Consider the following 19,893-nt stretch of genomic DNA (forward strand, 5'->3'; position numbering starts at 1 on the left):
CAACATGGCCGCCATCGAGCAGGGCACTCAGCGGAACCGGATAAATCGTGTAGTTTTCTTCGGCTCGTCCGCTTTGATTATTGCGCTTTCGGTGTGGGCAATCATCACACCTACCGGTGCGTCAGACGCGATCGGGACTGTCGTCGGCTGTATCTCGGCCGGGTTCGGCTGGTATTACTTCCTGGCAGCAACGCTGTTCCTCATTTTCGTGGTGTACGTCGCGCTTTCTCGATACGGCACCGTCAAATTGGGGCCGCAGCATTCGCGGCCGGCGTACAGTCTTTTCGCCTGGGGTGCGATGCTTTTCGCCGCCGGTATAGGCATCGACCTGATGTTTTTCTCGGTGGCGGGACCGGTCAGCCATTACCTTGCCCCGCCGGAGGGCGATCCCGAGACTGTCGAAGCGGCACGGCAAGCAATCGCGTGGACGCTTTTTCATTACGGCATTACCGGCTGGGCCATGTACGCGCTGATGGGCATGGCACTCGGCTATTTCGCGTTCCGGTACCGTTTGCCGCTGTCGATCCGCTCCGCGCTGTACCCGATCATCGGTAAGCGCATCCACGGCCGGATTGGTGACACCGTCGATCTGGCGGCCGTCATCGGCACCATTTTCGGCATCGCGGTTTCCCTCGGTATCGGCGTGATTCAGCTGAACTATGGCCTGAACTTCATGTTCAACGTGCCGGTGGGTACAGCCGCGCAGATCGGGCTCATCGCCGTGGCCGTCGTGATGGCGACGGTGTCCGCAGTCGCTGGGGTCGACAAAGGCATCCGGCGTCTGTCGGAACTCAACGTCATCCTGGCGATCGCTTTGATGCTCTACATCGTTATTTGGGATGACCCGATTCGGTTGCTCAATAGTTGGGTGCTGAACGTCGGTGACTACGTCAGCCGCTTCCCGGGTATGACGCTGAACACGTTTGCGTACGATCAGCCGACGGAGTGGCTGGGCGCGTGGACGCTCTTCTTCTGGGCATGGTGGATCGCCTGGGCACCGTTTGTGGGGCTGTTCCTTGCGCGGATTTCCCGCGGACGCACTATCCGGCAGTTCGTGGCCGCTACCTTGATCATCCCGTTCCTCTTCACCCTGACGTTCTTGTCGATATTCGGTAATGCCGCGCTGGGCGTCATTCGTGGCGGCAACGGAGAGTTCGGTGAGGCGGCAATGAACGCCCCTGAGGAAGGGTTCTACTCACTGCTTGCGCAGTACCCCGGCGTGACCTTCAGTGCGGGGCTCGCTACCTTCGTGGGCCTGTTGTTCTACGTGACATCCGCGGACTCTGGGGCGCTCGTGATGGGTAATTTCACCTCTCACCTCGCAACACCGACTACGGACGCGTCGCGCTGGGTCCGAGTGTTCTGGGCCGCAGCGACAGGTCTCTTGACACTCGCAATGCTCCTGGTCGGCGGGCTAGATGCGCTCACGAGCGCGACGATCATCATGGGATTGCCGTTCTCTTTTGTGATGTTCCTGGTGATGTTCGGCTTGTACAAGGCGCTGCGAGTGGAGCGTCTGCGCGACGATGCGGCACGCACCAGCATGCCGACGTCGCTCTCTGAACGTACGGCTAGCGAACCGCTAGGCCCGGGGCGGACCTGGCGTCAGCGCATCGCCAGGGCCATGGCCTATCCGGGTGAGCGCGCGGTGGCCCGATTCATCGAGGATTCGGCACGACCCGCCTTCGCTGATGTGGCGGAGGAAATCCGGAACCAGGGCGGCGAGGCCGACGTAGTGGAAGAGCCTGTCGAGCCCCTCGGTGTGCCGCACCTGGAGTTGAAGGTCGGTATGGGTGACGAGGAAGATTTCGCCTACTGCATCTGGCCGGAGCAGCATCCCACGCCGACGTTCTCCCCGTATGCCGTCGGCTCATCGGACGCAACGTATTACCGATACGGGGTGTATCTGAATGAGGGCAGTCAGGGCTACGACGTGATGGGTTATAGCAAGTCGCAGCTGATCGGCGACATTTTGGACCAGTACGAGCGGCACTTGGAGTTCTTGCGCTTGCAGCGGGAGTCCGCGAACGCCTCTGTGTTGCCCGGGCATGGCTTGCCCGCGTCGGACGCGCGTCCGGACGATCAGGCGGACTAATACCACAAAGGGTGCCGACCCCATATCTAGGGGCAGAGGGCGATCTTGACCACATGATCACGCCAGTTCGATACTGGAGTAAGGCGGATAGGCTGCAGCGCCGCAGCCTCCAACCGTGGCGCACTCCGGAGGGAGTTGGCGATGATAACCCGAAAGCTAGCGGCGGCCGTGGCGGGTGTTGTTGCGGCAATCGCTCTCACGCTTGGTCCGACGGCTGCGGCCCAGGTACCGCAGTCCATCTGGCCGCCTTGTGTTTCCTATGCGAAGGCGTGTGTCCAACTATCGACGAACCAGGCATGGCTGATGAACGGCGGTTTTGTGACGTACGGGCCAGTGCCGGTTCGGCACGGGAAACCCGGTTACGAAACGCCGCCGGGCATCTTCTCGGTGACCTTCAAGAACATCAACCATTGGAGCACGATTTATGACGCTCCGATGCCGTACTCGGTGTTCTTCAACGGCGGGATCGCGTTCCATGAGGGCTCCCTAGATTCCGGGTCGGGTGGCTGTGTGCGGCTGAGCCGGGAGGCGGCACAAACGTTCTTCTACACTCTTAACCCTGGCGACACGGTCCAGGTTGTGTGGTGATCGACTGTTGAGAGGCTGCCGTCAATTCGGTGGTACTCGCATGTGGGCCCCTCGCGTTTCGATACGGTGAGCACCGAAAGCACTGAAAGCACTGCACGCGCTGGTCCGTTGCTCACGAGTTGAGGAAGTGCCATGGGAAGTCAGCCCGCCCAATCGACGCGCCATCATGTTGTGATTGTCGGATCGGGTTTCGGCGGAATTTTCGCCGCTCAGAAGCTCAAGCACGCGAATGTGGACGTCACACTGATTGCACGGACTACCCACCACTTGTTTCAGCCGCTGCTCTACCAAGTTGCGACGGGCATCCTCTCCGTTGGGGAGATCGCGGTGCCGAACCGCATCATCTTGCGGAAGCAGAAGAACACCCAGGTGTTATTGGGTGACGTGGTCGACGTTGATGTCACGAACCAGACGGTGAGTTCTGAAGCGTCCGGTCACACCACAGTGACGTCGTACGACAGTCTGATCGTGGCGGCGGGCGCCGAGCAGTCCTACTTCGGGAACGATCATTTCGCGCGGTTTGCGCCGGGCATGAAGACGATCGACCATGCTCTTGAACTGCGCGGCAAGATCTTGACCGCGTTCGAGCGCGCCGAGCTTTCCGAAGATCCGGAAGAGCAGGCACGGCTGCTCACTTTCGTCGTGGTTGGTGCTGGACCGACTGGTGTGGAAATGGCTGGACAGATTGCCGAACTGGCCCGTCAAACTCTGGTCGGTGCGTTCCGCAACATCGATCCTTCGATGGCGCGCATAGTCCTTCTCGATGGGGCTCCCATAGTCCTGCCGCCGATGGGCAAACGACTGGGAGGTAAAGCGCAGCGACGGCTGGAAAAGCTCGGCGTCGAAGTCGTGCTCAATGCGTTTGTGACCGACATCGACGAACGCGGTCTTGTGGTGAAGGACAAGGACGGGAACCAGGAGCGCGTGCCGGCCTACACGAAAATCTGGGCCGCTGGCGTTTCCGCGAGCCCGCTGGGCAAGATCCTCGCCGAACAGACCGGCACTGAACTCGACCGGGCCGGGCGGGTCAAGGTGAACCCAGACCTGACGATCCAGGGGCATCCCAACGTCTTCGTTGTGGGTGACATGATGGCGCTCGATGACGTGCCTGGTATCGCCCCGGCGGCGATTCAGAGCGGCACCTACGCTGGCCGAATCATCAAGGATGAGCTAAGCAACCCAGGAGCGTCGACATCGCAGCGTAAGCCGTTCAAGTACCTGGACAAAGGCAGTATCGCGGTGGTGTCCAAGTACAGCGCGGTCGGGCGGGTCATCGGGGGGAAGGTGCCCGTCACGGGCGTGGTCGGCTGGTTCATGTGGCTAGCGGTGCACCTGTTTTACCTCGTGGGGTTCAAGAATCGCTACAGCACGCTTCTCTACTGGTTGTTCGCCTTTGTGTCGAACGCCCGCACTCAACTGAACGTCACAGAGCAATGGATGATGGGCAGGCATGCGCTCGAAGAGGTAGAGGAGCGAAAGAAGGAAATCGGCACGTGACGCGGCCACCAGTCGTTTTCGTGCATGGCATCCGCGTGAGCGGTGCTGCATGGTCTGATCAAGTCCGGCTGCTCGAAGCACGGAACATTCGTACCGCAGTTGTGGACCTCCCGGCACATGGCAGCCGGCGGGGGGACCAGTTCAGTGTCGATGCCGCAACCGACACCATCGCTGAGGCGATCGATCATGTTGGGGGACAGGCGCTCGTTGTTGGTCACTCGCTGGGTGGCTACATGACTATCGCCGCGGCAGCACGCTTCCCGCAGCGGTTCGCAGGGATGCTCGTCGCAGGGGCAACGGCGATTCCGAACCGAGTCTTCGGGCTTCCGTTTCTCGCCGGTTACCACGTCTTGCGGCGGCTGCCAGATGGCGGGGAGGCTGCCAGCCGCGCGTTATTGAGCCGGTTCGCGAGCGGGGCGCTCGTAGACGAGATCATGGCGGCCGGAATCGCCACGGAGGCAGTTCCAGACGTGGTCCGTGAGGTCGCGGATTTTGACGTGCTTGAGGCGCTGCGCAGTTTTTCGGGACCAGTGTGGCTGGTCAACGGCACGCTGGACCATTTTCGCCTGCACGAGCGGCGCTTCGCAGCGGTGGCTGGCGTGGAACTGCGCCACGTTCGCCGGGCCGGGCATTATCTGCCCACGACTCATCCCGAGGAGTTCGCGGCGATCGTCGCGGAGGCAGTGGACACGCTAGCGCCGCTAACACCGCGTGGTGGCAATTCCTGAGGCGACTGCCGGGCCGCGCGGCGCCACGCACCCGGCGGGGTGCTGTGATGACGGCGGAAGACGCGGGAGAAGTACGCTGCGTCGGGGAAGCCGACTGCGCGTGCGACTTCGTCGATCGGATCTCTGGTGTCGGTGAGGAGCCGCCGTGACTCGCTCATACGGCGTTCGAGGATCCATTCGCCAACCGTGCGGCCGGTCTTGTTGCGTACGACTGTCGTCAAATGGCCGGGGCTGCGGCCCAGCGCGGACGCTACATCGCGCAGCGACAGCGCTTCGCTGAAGTGGTTGTCGATGTAACCGAACACATCAGCGAGCAGGGTTTCGTTGCGCAAAGCTAGCCCGCCCGCGACGTCATGTGCGAGCCGCGCACAGGCGACGAGAATCAGTGCGAGGTGGGCACGGACCGCGTCGTGGTATTCCTCGCGTCGTTCGGAGAGTTCACGATCGAGGTCAGCGAACCGCCGGGACCATTCGGGTTGCTGTTCGAGGGGGACCGAAAGCCATTGTGCGGCCTGTTCGGCACCGGTTGTGAAGGCGCTCAAAAGGGGGTGCGCGCGCCATCCGCCCCAGGACGCAACGTCGCGGGCTTGCACCGCGTCTGGTGGGAAGTATGCGATCCATCCCTCCGGCATGATCGTAGGGTGCTGCGAAGGGGAGATCACCAGACCTGGCGTCACGACGCAGACATCCCCTGCACGAATCTGATGGTCAATTCCGCCGGATGCGACGGTGCCGCCGTCAGCCTCGAAATAGCACAGAACGACGAAATCGTGTGCGTGAGAGCCGCTGTACGGTGCACCGGAATGCGATTCGAAGCGGGCCACGGTGACAGGTGGATGGCCTGGTACCGCCTCGTAGGCGAAGGTGCCTCAACCACCCCACCAGCAGAACCATCACCACAGGTCACGCGTCTGACCGGGATGCCATCCGCTCGTTTCCGGAACCGCCTGGTTGCCATTACACCTCCCGGAAAATCATCCAAATAATACGTACATATGCGCCTATGCGCGTTCTTGAAGCTCTTTTAGGCTAAATCCAGGCAGGAGAATAATCCAGAATGGAGATGACGATGGCACACTCGCCCACTCAGAGTGACTATCTACCCGGGTTTGGTCACGATTGGCTTCTCCCGCTCTATGATCCTTTCAGCCGCCTCACCGGCATCGGAAAGTACCATCAACAGTTGTTAGACCAGGCAGGTATCGCTCCTGGCGAGCGCGTACTCGAGATTGGCTGCGGCACGGGTAACCTCCTGCTGCGCGCAGCCGCCGCAGAGCCGGCGGCGAAATTCACCGGGCTCGACCCCGACCCCAGGGCGCTGAAACGAGCCGGGAAGAAGGCCGCGCGCAAGCGTCTCGCCGTCGAACTCGATCACGGATTCGCACAGCAGCTTCCGTACAGCACTGCCAGCTTCACGCGGGTACTGTCGGCCTTCATGCTGCACCATCTGCCAGTCGCTGCGAAATCCGAAGCGCTGGCGGAGGTACGTCGCGTCCTCGAACCAAGGGGAACGCTGCACGTAATGGACATCGCAGGGCACACTCACCACGCGCGAGGATGGTTCGCGCGCCGGAGTCATCGCAGCGCGTACGTGCAAGATCAGCTCGGTGACGGAGTTCCCGATCGACTACGGGAAGCGGGGTTCACGGACGTGCGCGTAGTAGCGCAGCGCGACACCCGTCTTGGTCATATCGCGTTCTTTGAGGCTCGCGCCAGCTGACGCCGCGCTAAATGAGGGCCAGCACCTCGCTCGAGGATCGGCAGCCAGCGGTCACAAGTTCAAGATTCGCCAGCGAGGCCTCATGGACTTCCGGATTTGCGGCAGCGACACAGTCGCTCATCACATGGATCGTGAAGCCGAGGTCCGTACCATGGCGAGCGGTCTGCTCGACCGTCAAGTTCGTGGCGACACCCGTGATCAGGATTGTGTCGACACCCCAGTCCTCCAGCCAGACGGGCACGTCACTGCCAGCGAGACCGGAGAGCTTCTGGTTATCAGCAACGTGCTGCTGGGCTGCCGATTCGCTCATCTCCGGAATAATCTGCGCACCAGGCGATTCGGGCCGAAAGGCGGCTTGATTCCCGGCGACTGCCGTCATGAAGTCTGTGTTGCGGACCAGGAGGCCCTCGCCCTCGGGGATGGTGAAGCGCGTGTAGATAACGGCGACGCCGAGGCTGCTCATTGCCTGGTGGAACGCGAACGCGCGTTCCACCACACCACTTGCGGCTACGGGTTCGGCAAGCATCGGCCCGAAGAAGCCGTCGGGCTTGATCACATTCACTTGCCAGTGCAAACCGAGGATCGCGGTGCGCTGGAGATCGAGCGTCATAAACGTATCGTGCCACCCTCGCGCGCCACGTGCCACAGCCGCGTTACGACTCGCAGTCGATCCACTCGAGGTAGCCCGATCCGGCGATCGGTCTGTTCAGCCACGCACCCGTGTAGCTGTAAGCCCCGGCGTAACCGCGCCCATGGCCATAGCGCAGCTCCGAGTCCACGTCTGCAGTGAACTCGACGACGGCACGGCCGTTTTCGCGAACGATCCAGTGAATCTGCTCTGGAACTCGCATCGGTCGCCCCAATTCATCGATGGCTGGGGCGCCTCGATAGCGGGTAACCGACATCGTGACGTCCTCGTAAACCGTGGCGGCACCGTCAAGTGAACGGATGTGCGCGAGCCGGCAGGCGGTCACGCCCGCGGCGCGCACATCGGTGAGGAGAAGCTGCGTCGTCTCGTCCAGGTTCACGATTTGGTAGGTGAAGAAGTCGAGGGGAAGTTTGAGCGCGCCGGGAAGCGGGCGAGAGGTGAGAGCTTGCGGTGACATGTAGCGCGCGTATTCGACGGTGCACAAGCCGGCGATATCTGTAGTGCCGGTTGCATCTTCGATCACGCCAGTGCAGGTGGCAAGTAGGCTCAGATGGTCGCATACCATGCTGCGCACGAACCACGACGCGGCGTGAGTCGCGGTAATGGTTAGCGTGGCAGCGAATTGCGGATACTGCGCGTCGACGGTAAAGCTCGGGAAGTTTGCGGTAAGCGTCAGGTCGTCACCCCACGTGAGCGCGGAACCATCTTCGTCGAATGCACAGTCCGCGTGCGTGTCGTACGCGCGGTAGTGACGGTGGCCGGGAGCGGCAGTGGACGACAGCACGGTCGCGGTGCGCCGGGCGTCGGAGGAACAGAGGTAGTCGTTGTCGAAGCAGATGCTGCCCGTCGCCCCGATGAGCGTCATCGTGTTCAGGTAGCGATGTGGTGCGGGCAGTTCCGGCACGAACACACCGTAGTGCGTCGACGCCCAGCGTCGCGAATTCACTTCCGGACGCAGTATTTCAGGTGCGCTGAACGGCATCTTTGATGCGGAAATGCGCTGGTCAATCCGCGGTGCGAGGCCATCGAGGAGCAACCGCGCCGCGAACTTTTGTGGCCACTGTGTCATTGGGGTCCTCAGTTCTCGTGCGCTGTGCCGGGACATGCAGCTGACGCCGCGTGGAAGCTCATCGCCCGGTGAGTGATGATGTCCGCGAGAGCTTCCGCGTTCTGTGTGGGTATCCAGTGTGTGGCGCCTGGGATTTCCGCGAACTCGTAATCCCCTGTGACGTAGCGGGCCGTGAGTTCGGCTCCGCGGCGGCTCAATGCAGTATCCTTCGTGCCCCAAACGTGCGTTGTCGGCACCGAAACTTTACGAGCAAAAGTCAGCGGATTAGCGAAAGGCATCGCGCGGTACCAGTTGATTGCGCCAGTGAGAGCGCCATTGTCGAGAATCTCTTCCTTGACGTCCTTGACCTCTTCCGGTGACATCCCTGTGTCCCGCAATAGCTGAGCGAACATACTGGGGTTGCGGCGTAGCACTAGTTCCGGCACCCAGGGGATCTGGAAAAGGCCCATGTAGTAGGAACGCAGTACTTGATCACTCGTGAGCATCGAACGCAGGAAAGCTCCGGTATGCGGTACCGAGACGGTGGTGAGTGTGCGCACCCGTGCGGGCCGACTCGACGCCAGGGACCACGCCACCGCTGCGCCCCAATCGTGGCCTGCAAGGTGCACACTCGGTGCGGCGATTTCGTTCATAAGCGCCACTACGTCGCCCGCGAGTGAGCTCATGCGGTATGCAATGCGCCCGCGGGGAAAAGCGAACGGAGAGTACCCGCGCTGGGTCGGGGCGAACGTCCGGAAGCCGCGCCGGTGCAAGTGGGTCGCGACCCCCGACCAGGAACGCCCCGTCTGTGGGAAGCCGTGCAGCAGAATAAGGGGCTCCCCGTCGATCGGCCCGGAGTCGATGACGTCGAATACCAGGTCGTCGTTGACGACGATGTTTATGCGTGACGATTTCATCGCACACACTCCTCTCGGCAAGCACACCGTTGTGCCGCTCGATTCGATATGACCAGTCGGTAAATTACCTGGCATGCACCGAAGTGGTCAATAGGTGCCCTGGGCAGTGATTAGATGTGTGTGATGAGTACGGCTGGCACAAAGGGAGTTCCGCGGCGCGAACGGGAGCAGCAGATACTCGATGCCGCGGCAGCGGAGTTTGCACACCGGGGGTACGCCGGAACGTCGCTCGCGATGATTGCTGCCACCGCCGGGATCTCGAAGCCACTCATAGTCACGTACTTCGGATCCAAGGATGGTTTATACGTCGCCTGTGCTGAACGCGCGGGGAACAATCTCTGCGGCCGTATCGAGCTGGCACTCGATTCTGATGGTGGAACCGCGCGCCTCGCCGCAGATACGCTGCGGGCGTTCATCGAGGCGCTCACCCCCAGGCCACACGATTGGAATGTCATTTTCGATCGCACGATCCCGCGCGATGGTGTCGCGTACGACGCGGCTCGCCAGATCCGCCGCCGACTCGCACAGCAGGCGGCGCGGGGCGTGGCCGCGGCCGGAGAGTTTGCGGGCGGCACCGATGCGAACGACTTGTCAATCCTGACGGATGTGTGGATGAGCACGGTGGGCGCGGTCGTGAACTGGTGGCTCCGGCACCCGGAAACCTCGGCCGGGGAAATGATCGAGCGTTGCCAGCGCCTCGTGGCCACCATCACGGGAAATAGCGCGCAAGGCGGGGCGTGACCACTTGCGCGCTACCGTCGGAGGTATGCAGAAAATTCTTTTCGTCATGACCGCCGCGGACAAATGGACACTCGACGATGGGACCGAACACCCCACCGGCTTCTGGGCTGAAGAGGCTGTGGTGCCCTACCGGACCTTTAAGGATGCTGGGTTCGAGATCGTGGTCGCCACGCCCGGAGCCCAAGTTCCGCCCGTGGACCAGGCCAGCCTCGCCCCAGATGCAAACGGGGGTGAAGAAGGGGCGGAACGTGTGCGTCACGAACTCGAGAGCTTTGCCGAGCTCAACAATCCTATCGGTCTCGAAGACATTGACCTCGACGAGTATGCGGCCGTGTTTTATCCGGGCGGGCATGGGCCTATGGAGGATCTGGCGGTTAACGCGGACTCGGGCAGGCTCGTTACCGAGGCGCTGCGTTCCGGCAAACCGCTCGGCGTTGTGTGCCACGCCCCGGCAGCGCTCCTCGCCGCCACAGGGTCCGACGGCCAGTCACCGTTCGAGGGTTACCGCCTAACCGGCTTCACCAATGCCGAAGAGAAGCAAGCCGGGCTTGCAGGCAAGGCAAAGTGGCTGCTTCAAGACCGTCTCGTCCGGATCGGTGCGGAGTTTCAGGAAGGCGAGCCTTGGCAATCGCATACGGTCGTGGATCGCAACCTCTTCACCGGGCAGAATCCTGCGTCATCGGCACCCCTCGCGCGTGAGATCATCAACGCGCTGACCGAGCGAGGAAAGTCCGGCAGTAGCGATTAATCGCGATGTCGCGTCGGGTCAATAACTCAGCCGGGTTTGCTGAGAGAGGAGATCCCGATGACGGAGAACGCGAATACCGACTTCCCCATGCCACCAGTGGCGCCGCATCTGATCGTCAAAGGTGCAGCGGAGGCCATCGATTTTTACAAGGCCGCTTTCGGCGCGGTCGAGCTACACCGCATGCCCAGCGAAGACGGCCGCTTGATGCATGCTGCGGTGACAATCAACGGTGGGCTTGTCATGCTGATGGATGATTTCCCGGAGTATGGCGACGGCAAAGGAAGCACGCCAGAGGCTCTCGGCGGCTCGCCCGTCGTCCTGCACCTCGACGTTGCCGATGTTGACGCGGCCTGGAAACGTGCTGTCAACGCAGGTGCGACCGTGATCATGGAACTTGCCGATCAGTTCTGGGGCGATCGTTACGGTCAGGTACGGGATCCCTTCGGACATGTGTGGTCGCTGGCCTCACCCGCCCAGAAGACCTAGCGCTGCCTTCTCGATGTCCGGCTCGGTGACGAGGACATGCGCGGCCGCGTCACCGAGGGGGATGAAGCTGTCTTCGCTCGTCACACGCACGGCCGTGCCTCTGAAGGAGTGATCCGCGAGGAGTGCGAGGACACCTTCACTGACGCCGCCGGTTCGGCGAGTTTCGTCGACGATGAGCACCTTTCCAGTTGCTTCCGCTTCGCGAAGTATGTCCGCGACAGGCAAGGGAGCGATCCACCTCAGGTCAACCACCCGGATGGCCGTACCCTCCCTATCCAGCCGCCGGGCGACCCGCAAACTCATCCGCAACCCGTTGCCGAACGTGAGAATAGTCAGGGCCGAACCGCTGCCGTAGGTTCGAGCCTGGCCGACTTCGACCGTGGCTCCGCGCGGGAAGGGGGCGATCCAGCCTTCGTCTCCGTCGGTGTGCAGGTCTTTGACGTGGTACAGCGCGATCGGCTCGAGAAACGCGCACAGCGCGCCTGCTGACCGGGCGGCGGCCACGCACGCGGCGAGCATCGCTGCGGCGTCGTCTGGCCGCGCCGGTACCGCGATGATCAGGCCTGGAATGTCGCGGAGCGCGCCGATGGCGTTGTCGTTGTGGAAGTGCCCGCCGAAGCCCCTCTGGTAGGCGAAGCTGGCGACACGTACGACCATCGGATTGCGGTACTGCCGCTGGGAAAAGAACTGCAGGGTCGCACCTTCGCCACGAATCTGATCGGCCGCATTGTGCAGGTAGGCGAGGTACTGAATTTCCGGCAGCGGCAGCAGGCCTGCAAGGCCCGCACCGAGTGCCAGGCCCAGAATGGACTGTTCGTCCAGAATGGTGTCGAACACACGGGCGGGGGAGAATGCTTTGACCAGCCCGCGCGTCACCCCGTAGACGCCACCCTTGCGTGCCACGTCCTGACCAAAGACGAGCGTCTCAGAATACTTCTGCAGCACCTCCGCAAGGGCCCGATTTATTGCCTGGGCGAGCGTAAGTGGAGTGTCGTCAGCTTCATGCCCGTCGTCTGCCGGGGCCGCCTGGACCGTTGCGTGTGCGGTGAGCGTCAGCGGTCGCATCACAGCGGCCGCATCGGGCAGTTGTGCGCATGCCGCCGCCTCGGTGGCGAGGCGGGCTACTGCCTCCCGTTTCCGCTCATATGCGGCGCGGATCGACTCCCGTGACGCGGCGCCACTCTCGATCAGCAGCCGGGCAGTGCCGATGAGGGGATCGCGTGCGAGTTCCGCGGCGATCTCATGGGGATTGCGGTATGCCGCTTCAAAATCCGCACCCGCATGCCCCATCAGCCGCACGGTTCGCAGATGAAGAAGCGCTGGGCGCCGGGTGTCGCGCACCCAGCGTGCTGCGCTTGACGCGGCCTGGAAAGTGTCGAGGACATCGCAGCCGTCAGCCGAAAAGCATTGCAGCCCATAAGCACCAGCACGCTGGCTGAACATCGACTGGATCCACCCAGCGGGTGTTTTCGTGCTGATCCCAATGCCGTTGTCTTCGCAGACGAGGAGCAATGGCATCGGCAAACCCTGGTATGCCGTGTGCAAAGCGGCGTTGATCGCGCCAAGTGCGGTCGAGTGATTTGCTGATGCATCACCGAAACTGCACACCACGAGGGCGTCGCGAGGCCACAGGGTCGTGGTACGCAACCGCGCGGCGCGCTCGATCGCAAACGCCAGCCCCATAGCCCGGGGAAGGTGTGAAGCAATGGTTGAAGTTTGCGGGATGATGTTCAGGTCATAGCGGCCAAACACCTTGTGGCGCCCGCCCGCGATAGGTTCCGCCTCAGCCGCAACCATTCCGAGAAGGATGTCGCGTAGTGGATCACTCCCGTGGGCTTCGCGTGCGCGCTCGATGAAGAACGCACCAGAACGATAGTGCAGCAAAGCAGGATCGGTTAGTCTGACCGCTCTGGCGACTGCTGCGTTCCCTTCGTGTCCAGACGATCCGATCGTGTAGAAGCCGACACCATGTCCGCGCAGGTCCCGCGCGGCCAAATCAAGGTGTCTATTACCGATCTGCGAATCGAATAGTTCTCGCACGTCCGCGATGGTGAGTGGGGCGCCGGGAACGATCGGATCGCGCATGTGGCGATCGCTTTCGGGCGGTCCTGTCATCGCAGACAGTGCCGCAACGAAGTTTTCGTCGACGTGTTCAGCCATGCGCCTGACTCCTCGGATGAGCGTTTCTAGTCAACCAGATGTCCACCGATTGGGGGAGAAGTTGATCAGCCGGGAAGGGGCCCGTTCGGTGGACTGTCCCGCTGCGGCACCGGGCGGATAGTTAAGGACATCGCCGGAGCAACCCGGTCTCAACCAAAAGAACACTCCGAGAGGACAATCCGATGACAACCTCAGCACGCCGCAGCCGCACAGCAAAAATCGCCGGCATTTCATTCGCCACACTCGCGCTCGCTGGCGCAGCAGCCGGTATCGCACACGCTGGAACGGTTCCCGCGAACGACGTGACCGTCGCAATGACGATCACAAACAACACCGACTTCCCCATGTTCCTGCAGGGGTCGGACAACCCCCATGGCCAGTGGATCCAGGCACCGCAGGAATCTATCGCACCGCACAGCTCGGAGATCGTCACCGCGTCGTCCGCTGACCCGGGCGGCTTCGGCATCGACGCCTCGTATTCCATCACGAGCGGATCGGGTGCCGTCTTTACAGCGAACAACTATTCCTCCGGAGCAACGACTGACGGCACTCATACCACTGGCGACTACGGCGACGCCTTCACGATTCACACGAATGTCAGCACCGGCTATCCCACGATGAATGCGACGTACGCGGTGCAGCCGAACTGATAGCTCTTGACGCACCTGGTGCTGAGCGTCAACCTGGAGTTACGGTCCGCCGCGTGCAGGTCCGTCGCGGCGGCTCACGAAGGCGGTGCGACGTGACAACTGATCATTTTCTGCCGAACGATGAGATGCTCGCCGGTGTCGATGCTGAGCAATTACACGACCTTGTTGGACTCGTCGATTACGATCCCACCCGTGATGTTTTCCCGGTGATCGGGTGGGACGCAATCGTGTGGGCCGCAGGTAACGCGACTCAGAGTTCGCATTTCTTCCAGTCCGCACTCGGGATGGAACTCATCGCGTACTCGGGGCCTACGACTGGGAACCCCGACCACCACGCATATGTCTTGCAGAGCGGGTCGGTTCATTTCGTCGTGAAAGGAGCAGTTTCACCGAACAGCCCGCTCGCTGATCACCATCGCCGCCACGGTGACGGTGTGCTGGACATTGGGCTCGAGGTTCCCGACGTCGACCGCTGTGTCGCGCAAGCCCGCCGAGCGGGGGCCCGGGTGCTTGCAGAACCCCACAATGAGGCCGATGAGCTGGGGGTCATTCGCAGTGCGGTGATCGGGACGTATGGGGAAACGACTCATACACTCGTTGACCGTCGGCACTACCACGGTCTGTACTGGCCGGGCTACGTTCCACGCACGTCTACGTACCAGAAGCGGACTACGGCTCCCGACCGCCTCTTCGAAGCGCTCGATCACGTAGTCGGCAACGTAGAGCTCGGGAGAATGGACGCCTGGGTTGAGTTCTATCACCGTGTTATGGGGTTCACGAACCTCGCCGAATTCATCGGCGCTGACATCGCGACCGAGTATTCCGCTTTGATGAGCAAGGTTGTGACGAACGGCAACCACTGGGTCAAATTCCCCCTCAACGAACCCGCGGTGGGCAAGCGGAGGTCTCAGATCGACGAATACCTCGACTTCTACTGCGGTCCGGGTGTGCAGCATCTCGCGTTAGCGACGAGCGACATCGTGCGTGCGGTGGACGAGATGACAAAGAATGGAGTTGAGTTTCTGGCCATCCCCGACGCGTACTACCGTGATCCGGTGCTGCGTGAGCGTATTGGCAAGGTGCGGGTGCCGACTGGCGAGCTGCAGAAGCGAGGAATACTCGTTGACCGGGACGAGCATGGGTACTTGCTGCAAATATTCACTAAACCGATCGGCGACCGCCCTACCGTTTTCTTCGAGCTGATCGAACGGCACGGTTCTTCCGGTTTTGGCAAGGGAAACTTCAAAGCGCTGTTCGAAGCGATTGAACGTGAACAGGCGGCGCGGGGGAATCTCTGACCAGCAGTTTTGGTCCAGTTGGGCGGGGCCTGGCTACGCTTGCACCTGTGATGGCTCAATCGCAGTTCGCTACCCAATTTGATGCAGTCCTATTTGATTTTTCTGGCACGCTTTTCCGGTTTGAGGAAGATGACAACTGGCTCGACGGCCTGTCGGGGGAAGATGGCGTGCCGTTTGATGTGCATCAGAGCGCCGAGATCATGCGGCGCTTGACAGCTCCCGTCGGGCAAATGGTCGACATGGACGCGGAGGGGCTGTTCGCATGGCAAAACCGGGATCTCGATCCCGCGCTGCACCGGCGCGCGTACCTGGAAGTGCTGCGCAAGTCGGGGGTAATAGTTCAGGAGCAGGCGGCGGCGCTGTACGCGCGGGTCATCGATCCTGACTGTTGGACTCCGTACCCGGACACCGCGGCGACACTGTGTGCGCTGAACAAACAGGGGATCAAGGTTGCCGTGCTCAGCAACATCGCCTTCGACATCCGGCCCGCATTCGCTGCGATTGGGGCGGATAGTTTCGTCGACGAATTCGTGCTGTCCTTCGAGGTCGGCGCTGTCAAGCCGAACCGCGTTATTTTTGAATACGCACTGAACGCATTGCAATGCGACGCCAGACGCACGCTCATGGTGGGTGATAGTGAGGAAGCCGACGGCGCTGCTCGCACAGTAGGCTGTGAGTTCGCGCTCGTTCAGCCACACCCGACCACCGATCGGGCCGACGGTCTCGTCACGGCGCTCGCTGATTTCGGGTTTGTACAGGAACGTTAGCGAGGGTCGGCAGCTTGTGCGCCGCGAAGCTGTGTCTGTACCGCAGTGAGGAACGCCTCCGCTGGCACGCCTTCTGGGTCGGCTACATGCTGCAAGGCAAAACCGTATGCGAGCGCCTGAATCGACGTGGCGAGCGCGGCGGCCTCGTCACGCGTATCGGTGACACTTGCGATCAATTCGGTGAGGCCGCTGCGAACTGCGGCGAAGCGGGACGCAATGTGAGTGCGCGCACGCGGAGTGCGAACCGCGTACAACCAGAATTCCACTAATAGCACCACTTCTTCTGGCCGGGACTCGAGCAGGCCGGTCCATGACGCCGCAGTCGCGCGCGTGCGTTCAGCCGGGGTGGAGTGGGCACGGCTCAGGTGATCTCGCTGCTGTGCCTCTTGTTCCATTCGCTGTTGCATGAGGGACAGGAAAAGATCTTCCTTGCCGCGAAAGTTCGAGTAGACCGCGCCGGTCGTGCAGCCCGCTCTGGCTGCGATGGCGGGCACGCTCGCGCCGTGGTAGCCATGCTCGGAGAATACGCGTGCGGCCGCGGCGAGCAGACCCTGACGAGTCTGCTGCTGGGCTTCCTTGCGTGTCAGTTTCACGCTCTTCTCCGTCGATCGTGGCATATCCCGCCTCCCTGGGTTGCAGCATGCGGAGATTCAGATAATACTCGTTATCTGACAGTGTCGTCGTGTGAGAGGAGTCCTGTGCAGCGGTTCGACTTCAAGGGAGACGAGGTCGCCTTCGTCCGCGCCGGGGCGGGCGATCCCATCGTCTTCCTCCACAACGGGGGTACTTCTCACGCGATTTGGCGCTTCCAGATCGCGCAGCTCGCGCGGGATCATGAGGTTTTCGCCCTGGACCTGCCAGGCTATGGCGCGTCTGCGAGGCCGAGGGACGGATACACCCTTGACACCTACACAGATCTCGTCGAAGCCTTCGTCGACCACCAAGAACTTCCCCCTATCACCCTGGTCGGCAACTGCATGGGGAGCGCGATTGCGCTGAACTTCGCCTGCCGCCGGAGCGCCGACGTACGGTGCCTCGTCTTGATCAACCCCCTGACAGAGGCGACCCTGATGCGCAGCACAATCACCGGGGCCCTCTACTGGCTTGACCGAAAGCTGCCACTGGCAGGCCGGCTCGCGGGACGGGTGCCGAAGCTGCCACGATGGCTCCCGGCGCTCATGACGCCCATGCTGGTCGGCACGTCTGGACGCAGGGAGCGTACGCATCGGAATGCGGACCTTCACGCAGCGCTGCGCAGTGAGGGCGAGATGCGCTCACTGACCGGGCTTCTCGCCGATATTCCGAGGTATCGCGACCTCGACGCGCTACAGCCCAAACAAGATATTCCAGGTTTTCCGCGTGTATGCACGATCTGGGGCGAACAGAACCGGGTGCTTTCCGCAGATGCGGGACGGGTGCTCAACGAGTCGCTGCGTCCAGAACGTGCGGAATGGCTCGAGCAGTGCGGGCACCTTCCGATGCTGGAAGAGCCTCACCGGGTCACCGACATAATCACGAGCTTCGTCCACGACGCCGATGAGGCCAGCGAGCCCCGGGCCTGACCGGGTCAGCGTCGCACGTCAGCGCCAATTGAGTCGGGCTGACTGACGCGCTCCCAGCACTCAACGCCGGTGAGGTCTGGCATGTCGCTCCGGACGAATACCGGATCCAGTCCGAGTCTGCGCTGATTGCGGTAGTGCTCCAGGAGGCGGAATGCCACGAATGAGAGCGGTGCGATCGCGAGCAGGTTGATTAGTACCATCACACCCATGGTGAGGTCCGCCAGGTTCCACACGAAGGGAAGCGATCCGACGGCGCCGCCGAAGACACACCCAACTACCGCGAGCCGGAACAGTTGCAGGGCCGATTGCGACGACGTGAGGAACTGAACATTCGCCTGCCCCACGTAGTAGTTGCCGAGCACCGAGCTAAAGGCGAGGAAGAACATCACGACAGCGAGGTAGACGAGCGCCCAGTTGCCGAACTGTGCTGCCAGCGAATCCTGCGTAAGCGAGGCGCCCGCGCGTTCTGAAAGGTCTGGATCTGACAGCAAGATGATGAATGCGGTCATGCTGCAAATCAAGAGCGTATCGAAGTAGACACCGAGGGACTGTACGAAGCCCTGTTTGACAGGGTGTGAAACGGCTGCGGTAGCGCTGACATTGGGGATCGATCCCATGCCTGCTTCGTTTGAATACAGCCCGCGCCGTATTCCATACATCAATGCTGCCCCGATGCCGCCGCCGATAACCTCACCGATCCCAAATGCGTTTTCAACGATTAGAAGAAGAACGGTGGGCACCTCGGAGATGTTCATCGCGACGACAACAAGCCCGATTCCCACATACGAGATCGCCATCGCGGGGACGACTATCGAACACACCCATGAAATCCGCCGAATGCCACCGAATATCACGAGCGCAGTGAGGGTGGCGAGGCCCACGCCGATAGCGATGGTCAACGGGGCCGAGTCGGAGCCGATTGCGTTTTTCGTGACGTCCGCGATGGTGTTTGCCTGAACGCTGTTGAAGGCGAGCGGATAGGTGACAAGCGCGACCCCGGCGAAGATCAAGGCAAGCCAGCGTTTCTTTAGTCCGCGGGTGATGTAGTACGCGGGACCGCCGCGATAGCTGTCGTGGTCTTTGACCTTGTACAGCTGAGCGAGTGTCGATTCGACGAAAGCGGTCGCCGCGCCAATGAGGGCCGTTACCCACATCCAGAAGACAGCGCCGGGCCCGCCGATTGTAATCGCGACGGCGACACCTGCGACGTTTCCGGTACCGACCCGCGCGGCCGCTGAAATGGAAAAGGACTGGAACGCGGACAGGCCCTTGCGCCCGTTCTCCATGACGAGGGGCGGCTCGGTTACCGAACGAGCCATGTCCCGCATCATCCGGAACTGGGCGAACTTGGTCCGAACCGTGTAAAAGATTCCGGATGCCAGCAAGATGGCGATGATGAGGTACCAATAGCGGTCGTTAACAGTCGTGATGATGTCGTTGAGTTGATCCATGGCTCCACCTTTGGGTGAGTGATCTACGGCCGGGTTACGGCCGAGAGCACAATACCCACGCGCAGGCACCCAGGAATGCCCGTCCGAATTGTGTTACCGCGCCGTGAACGAGCATGTAGAAGCGCAATTTCACAGTGTGAAGATCACGTGTGCGAGGCTTGTCGTCACGAACTATTCACACAGACCCTATGGCTTGTTACAGGACTGCCCGTCTGGTGGAGTGTCGGCGCCGAGGCGCAGCCACGCCGCAATCCGGGCTGGTGCCACGAGTGCTGCGACGTCTTTGGCAAGCGAGCGAAACACACCGTGCTGGAGAGCTTCCGGACGATCGGGAATCTCGTTCATGGTGCCGCCTAGCTAAGACTCATGTACATATGTTCAGACAAATCGTAGGCCATTAAAATGCGCCAGCGTCGGCAGTTCCGCAGAATCACGGGCGTTTGTGGGCGTGAAACACCACACGCCGATGGTGCCGCCCGCCCGGATCACGCTGCCGTCAGGGCCTTGAATGCCTCCGAAAAATCTCTGAGTGCACGCCGGTCCTCTTCATCCGGAGGAGAGCACCCGCCATGGACGATCACCAGTATTGGCATTCCGGCGCGAACCTTGAGTTCATTCCAGCAGAGCGACAGGCAGTTTGCGCTCACCTTACGTCCCTCCACGATCACGAGAATACGTGAGGTATACGCCGCCGTTTTCCACGTGAGCTCGTCCGCTATCTCGCTGCTGAGCGGCCCGCCAGCACAGAATTCTTCGATATACATGGCGCCTCACGAACTCAGCCGAGC

21 protein-coding genes are annotated in these 19,893 nt (G+C 61.7%); 12 read left to right on the forward strand and 9 right to left on the reverse strand.

Features of this window, described 5'->3' with window-relative positions; translation table 11 throughout:
- Nucleotides 1–4 precede the first annotated feature (4 nt).
- The 4 genes from betT (at nucleotide 5) to ONR57_RS00150 (ending at nucleotide 4,908) form a co-directional block, all read left to right on the forward strand.
- A complete protein-coding gene (betT, locus tag ONR57_RS00135) occupies nucleotides 5–2,095 on the forward strand; it encodes a choline BCCT transporter BetT (protein WP_265120770.1) in 2,091 nt (696 codons plus the stop codon).
- Nucleotides 2,096–2,236: 141 nt separating this feature from the next.
- Complete coding sequence (locus ONR57_RS00140; protein ID WP_265120771.1) at nucleotides 2,237–2,683, forward strand: L,D-transpeptidase; 447 nt, start codon at nucleotides 2,237–2,239, stop codon at nucleotides 2,681–2,683.
- Nucleotides 2,684–2,815: 132 nt separating this feature from the next.
- The gene (locus ONR57_RS00145; protein ID WP_265120772.1) at nucleotides 2,816–4,180 is read left to right on the forward strand and encodes an NAD(P)/FAD-dependent oxidoreductase; all 1,365 of its coding nucleotides are present in this window, start codon (nucleotides 2,816–2,818) and stop codon (nucleotides 4,178–4,180) included.
- Entirely contained in the window at nucleotides 4,177–4,908 is a 732-nt protein-coding gene (locus tag ONR57_RS00150; RefSeq protein ID WP_265120773.1) for an alpha/beta fold hydrolase, read from the forward strand. The genes ONR57_RS00145 and ONR57_RS00150 overlap by 4 nt, the downstream gene beginning before the upstream one ends.
- Here the strand turns inward: ONR57_RS00150 and ONR57_RS00155 are convergent.
- The gene (locus ONR57_RS00155) at nucleotides 4,827–5,732 is read right to left on the reverse strand and encodes an AraC family transcriptional regulator (RefSeq protein ID WP_265120774.1); all 906 of its coding nucleotides are present in this window, start codon (nucleotides 5,730–5,732) and stop codon (nucleotides 4,827–4,829) included. The genes ONR57_RS00150 and ONR57_RS00155 overlap by 82 nt on opposite strands.
- A gap of 245 nt (nucleotides 5,733–5,977) precedes the next feature.
- On the opposite strand from ONR57_RS00155, the gene ONR57_RS00160 reads away from it, so the two are divergent.
- The gene (locus tag ONR57_RS00160) at nucleotides 5,978–6,628 is read left to right on the forward strand and encodes a class I SAM-dependent methyltransferase (protein WP_265120775.1); all 651 of its coding nucleotides are present in this window, start codon (nucleotides 5,978–5,980) and stop codon (nucleotides 6,626–6,628) included.
- 7 nt (nucleotides 6,629–6,635) lie between these two features.
- On the opposite strand, the gene ONR57_RS00165 is transcribed toward ONR57_RS00160, so the two are convergent.
- From ONR57_RS00165 to ONR57_RS00175, 3 genes are read right to left on the reverse strand one after another with little or no spacing between them, the layout of a single operon-like run.
- Entirely contained in the window at nucleotides 6,636–7,238 is a 603-nt protein-coding gene (locus ONR57_RS00165) for a cysteine hydrolase (protein WP_265120776.1), read from the reverse strand.
- A gap of 43 nt (nucleotides 7,239–7,281) precedes the next feature.
- Complete coding sequence (locus ONR57_RS00170; protein WP_265120777.1) at nucleotides 7,282–8,346, reverse strand: DUF6670 family protein; 1,065 nt, start codon at nucleotides 8,344–8,346, stop codon at nucleotides 7,282–7,284.
- Between the two features lie 8 nt (nucleotides 8,347–8,354).
- On the reverse strand, nucleotides 8,355–9,242 hold the full coding sequence (locus tag ONR57_RS00175; protein WP_265120778.1) for an alpha/beta fold hydrolase: 888 nt from the start codon (nucleotides 9,240–9,242) through the stop codon (nucleotides 8,355–8,357).
- Between the two features lie 123 nt (nucleotides 9,243–9,365).
- Here ONR57_RS00175 and ONR57_RS00180 point away from each other — a divergent pair, with 123 nt between their 5' ends.
- From ONR57_RS00180 to ONR57_RS00190, 3 genes are read left to right on the forward strand one after another with little or no spacing between them, the layout of a single operon-like run.
- Complete coding sequence (locus ONR57_RS00180; RefSeq protein WP_265120779.1) at nucleotides 9,366–9,983, forward strand: TetR/AcrR family transcriptional regulator; 618 nt, start codon at nucleotides 9,366–9,368, stop codon at nucleotides 9,981–9,983.
- A 25-nt stretch (nucleotides 9,984–10,008) separates the two neighbouring features.
- Nucleotides 10,009–10,731, forward strand: coding sequence for a type 1 glutamine amidotransferase domain-containing protein (locus ONR57_RS00185; RefSeq protein ID WP_265120780.1), 723 nt, complete (start codon nucleotides 10,009–10,011; stop codon nucleotides 10,729–10,731).
- 57 nt (nucleotides 10,732–10,788) lie between these two features.
- The gene (locus tag ONR57_RS00190) at nucleotides 10,789–11,217 is read left to right on the forward strand and encodes a VOC family protein (protein ID WP_265120781.1); all 429 of its coding nucleotides are present in this window, start codon (nucleotides 10,789–10,791) and stop codon (nucleotides 11,215–11,217) included.
- On the opposite strand, the gene ONR57_RS00195 is transcribed toward ONR57_RS00190, so the two are convergent.
- Nucleotides 11,197–13,377, reverse strand: coding sequence for a thiamine pyrophosphate-dependent enzyme (locus ONR57_RS00195; RefSeq protein ID WP_265120782.1), 2,181 nt, complete (start codon nucleotides 13,375–13,377; stop codon nucleotides 11,197–11,199). The genes ONR57_RS00190 and ONR57_RS00195 overlap by 21 nt on opposite strands.
- Before the next feature lie 182 nt (nucleotides 13,378–13,559).
- Between ONR57_RS00195 and ONR57_RS00200 the strand changes: the two genes are divergently transcribed.
- The 3 genes from ONR57_RS00200 to ONR57_RS00210 all read left to right on the forward strand — a co-directional run bounded on the left by ONR57_RS00200 (nucleotide 13,560) and on the right by ONR57_RS00210 (nucleotide 16,092).
- The gene (locus tag ONR57_RS00200; RefSeq protein ID WP_265120783.1) at nucleotides 13,560–14,027 is read left to right on the forward strand and encodes a hypothetical protein; all 468 of its coding nucleotides are present in this window, start codon (nucleotides 13,560–13,562) and stop codon (nucleotides 14,025–14,027) included.
- A gap of 125 nt (nucleotides 14,028–14,152) precedes the next feature.
- Complete coding sequence (gene hppD, locus ONR57_RS00205; RefSeq protein WP_279347300.1) at nucleotides 14,153–15,325, forward strand: 4-hydroxyphenylpyruvate dioxygenase; 1,173 nt, start codon at nucleotides 14,153–14,155, stop codon at nucleotides 15,323–15,325.
- Between the two features lie 50 nt (nucleotides 15,326–15,375).
- Nucleotides 15,376–16,092, forward strand: coding sequence for an HAD family hydrolase (locus tag ONR57_RS00210; RefSeq protein WP_265120786.1), 717 nt, complete (start codon nucleotides 15,376–15,378; stop codon nucleotides 16,090–16,092).
- On the opposite strand, the gene ONR57_RS00215 is transcribed toward ONR57_RS00210, so the two are convergent.
- A complete protein-coding gene (locus ONR57_RS00215; protein WP_265120787.1) occupies nucleotides 16,089–16,709 on the reverse strand; it encodes a TetR/AcrR family transcriptional regulator in 621 nt (206 codons plus the stop codon). The two genes, ONR57_RS00210 and ONR57_RS00215, sit on opposite strands and share 4 nt — an antisense overlap.
- A gap of 81 nt (nucleotides 16,710–16,790) precedes the next feature.
- Here ONR57_RS00215 and ONR57_RS00220 point away from each other — a divergent pair, with 81 nt between their 5' ends.
- On the forward strand, nucleotides 16,791–17,654 hold the full coding sequence (locus tag ONR57_RS00220) for an alpha/beta fold hydrolase (RefSeq protein WP_265120789.1): 864 nt from the start codon (nucleotides 16,791–16,793) through the stop codon (nucleotides 17,652–17,654).
- A gap of 5 nt (nucleotides 17,655–17,659) precedes the next feature.
- Here ONR57_RS00220 and ONR57_RS00225 read toward each other — a convergent pair whose 3' ends face one another.
- The 3 genes from ONR57_RS00225 to ONR57_RS00235 form a co-directional block, all read right to left on the reverse strand.
- The gene (locus ONR57_RS00225; protein ID WP_265120790.1) at nucleotides 17,660–19,105 is read right to left on the reverse strand and encodes a sodium:alanine symporter family protein; all 1,446 of its coding nucleotides are present in this window, start codon (nucleotides 19,103–19,105) and stop codon (nucleotides 17,660–17,662) included.
- 186 nt (nucleotides 19,106–19,291) lie between these two features.
- On the reverse strand, nucleotides 19,292–19,450 hold the full coding sequence (locus ONR57_RS00230) for a hypothetical protein (RefSeq protein ID WP_265120791.1): 159 nt from the start codon (nucleotides 19,448–19,450) through the stop codon (nucleotides 19,292–19,294).
- Between the two features lie 140 nt (nucleotides 19,451–19,590).
- Nucleotides 19,591–19,869, reverse strand: a complete 279-nt coding sequence (locus tag ONR57_RS00235) for a hypothetical protein (protein WP_265120793.1) — start codon at nucleotides 19,867–19,869, stop codon at nucleotides 19,591–19,593.
- Nucleotides 19,870–19,893 lie beyond the last annotated feature (24 nt).

This window comes from Hoyosella sp. YIM 151337 (assembly GCF_026041215.1).
Taxonomy (GTDB): Bacteria; Actinomycetota; Actinomycetes; order Mycobacteriales; family Mycobacteriaceae; genus Hoyosella.

What these genes read in the sequence shown, in the direction of transcription:
- betT (WP_265120770.1), top strand. Translation starts at nt 5, where the DNA reads ATGGCCGCCATCGAGCAGGGCACTCAGCGGAACCGGATAAATCGTGTA.
- ONR57_RS00140 (WP_265120771.1), top strand. Translation starts at nt 2,237, where the DNA reads ATGATAACCCGAAAGCTAGCGGCGGCCGTGGCGGGTGTTGTTGCGGCA.
- ONR57_RS00145 (WP_265120772.1), top strand. Translation starts at nt 2,816, where the DNA reads ATGGGAAGTCAGCCCGCCCAATCGACGCGCCATCATGTTGTGATTGTC.
- ONR57_RS00160 (WP_265120775.1), top strand. Translation starts at nt 5,978, where the DNA reads ATGGCACACTCGCCCACTCAGAGTGACTATCTACCCGGGTTTGGTCAC.
- ONR57_RS00165 (WP_265120776.1), bottom strand. Translation starts at nt 7,238, where the DNA reads ATGACGCTCGATCTCCAGCGCACCGCGATCCTCGGTTTGCACTGGCAA.
- ONR57_RS00170 (WP_265120777.1), bottom strand. Translation starts at nt 8,346, where the DNA reads ATGACACAGTGGCCACAAAAGTTCGCGGCGCGGTTGCTCCTCGATGGC.
- ONR57_RS00175 (WP_265120778.1), bottom strand. Translation starts at nt 9,242, where the DNA reads ATGAAATCGTCACGCATAAACATCGTCGTCAACGACGACCTGGTATTC.
- ONR57_RS00180 (WP_265120779.1), top strand. Translation starts at nt 9,366, where the DNA reads ATGAGTACGGCTGGCACAAAGGGAGTTCCGCGGCGCGAACGGGAGCAG.
- ONR57_RS00185 (WP_265120780.1), top strand. Translation starts at nt 10,009, where the DNA reads ATGCAGAAAATTCTTTTCGTCATGACCGCCGCGGACAAATGGACACTC.
- ONR57_RS00190 (WP_265120781.1), top strand. Translation starts at nt 10,789, where the DNA reads ATGACGGAGAACGCGAATACCGACTTCCCCATGCCACCAGTGGCGCCG.
- ONR57_RS00195 (WP_265120782.1), bottom strand. Translation starts at nt 13,377, where the DNA reads ATGGCTGAACACGTCGACGAAAACTTCGTTGCGGCACTGTCTGCGATG.
- ONR57_RS00200 (WP_265120783.1), top strand. Translation starts at nt 13,560, where the DNA reads ATGACAACCTCAGCACGCCGCAGCCGCACAGCAAAAATCGCCGGCATT.
- hppD (WP_279347300.1), top strand. Translation starts at nt 14,153, where the DNA reads ATGCTCGCCGGTGTCGATGCTGAGCAATTACACGACCTTGTTGGACTC.
- ONR57_RS00210 (WP_265120786.1), top strand. Translation starts at nt 15,376, where the DNA reads ATGGCTCAATCGCAGTTCGCTACCCAATTTGATGCAGTCCTATTTGAT.
- ONR57_RS00215 (WP_265120787.1), bottom strand. Translation starts at nt 16,709, where the DNA reads ATGCCACGATCGACGGAGAAGAGCGTGAAACTGACACGCAAGGAAGCC.
- ONR57_RS00225 (WP_265120790.1), bottom strand. Translation starts at nt 19,105, where the DNA reads ATGGATCAACTCAACGACATCATCACGACTGTTAACGACCGCTATTGG.
- ONR57_RS00230 (WP_265120791.1), bottom strand. Translation starts at nt 19,450, where the DNA reads ATGAACGAGATTCCCGATCGTCCGGAAGCTCTCCAGCACGGTGTGTTT.
- ONR57_RS00235 (WP_265120793.1), bottom strand. Translation starts at nt 19,869, where the DNA reads ATGTATATCGAAGAATTCTGTGCTGGCGGGCCGCTCAGCAGCGAGATA.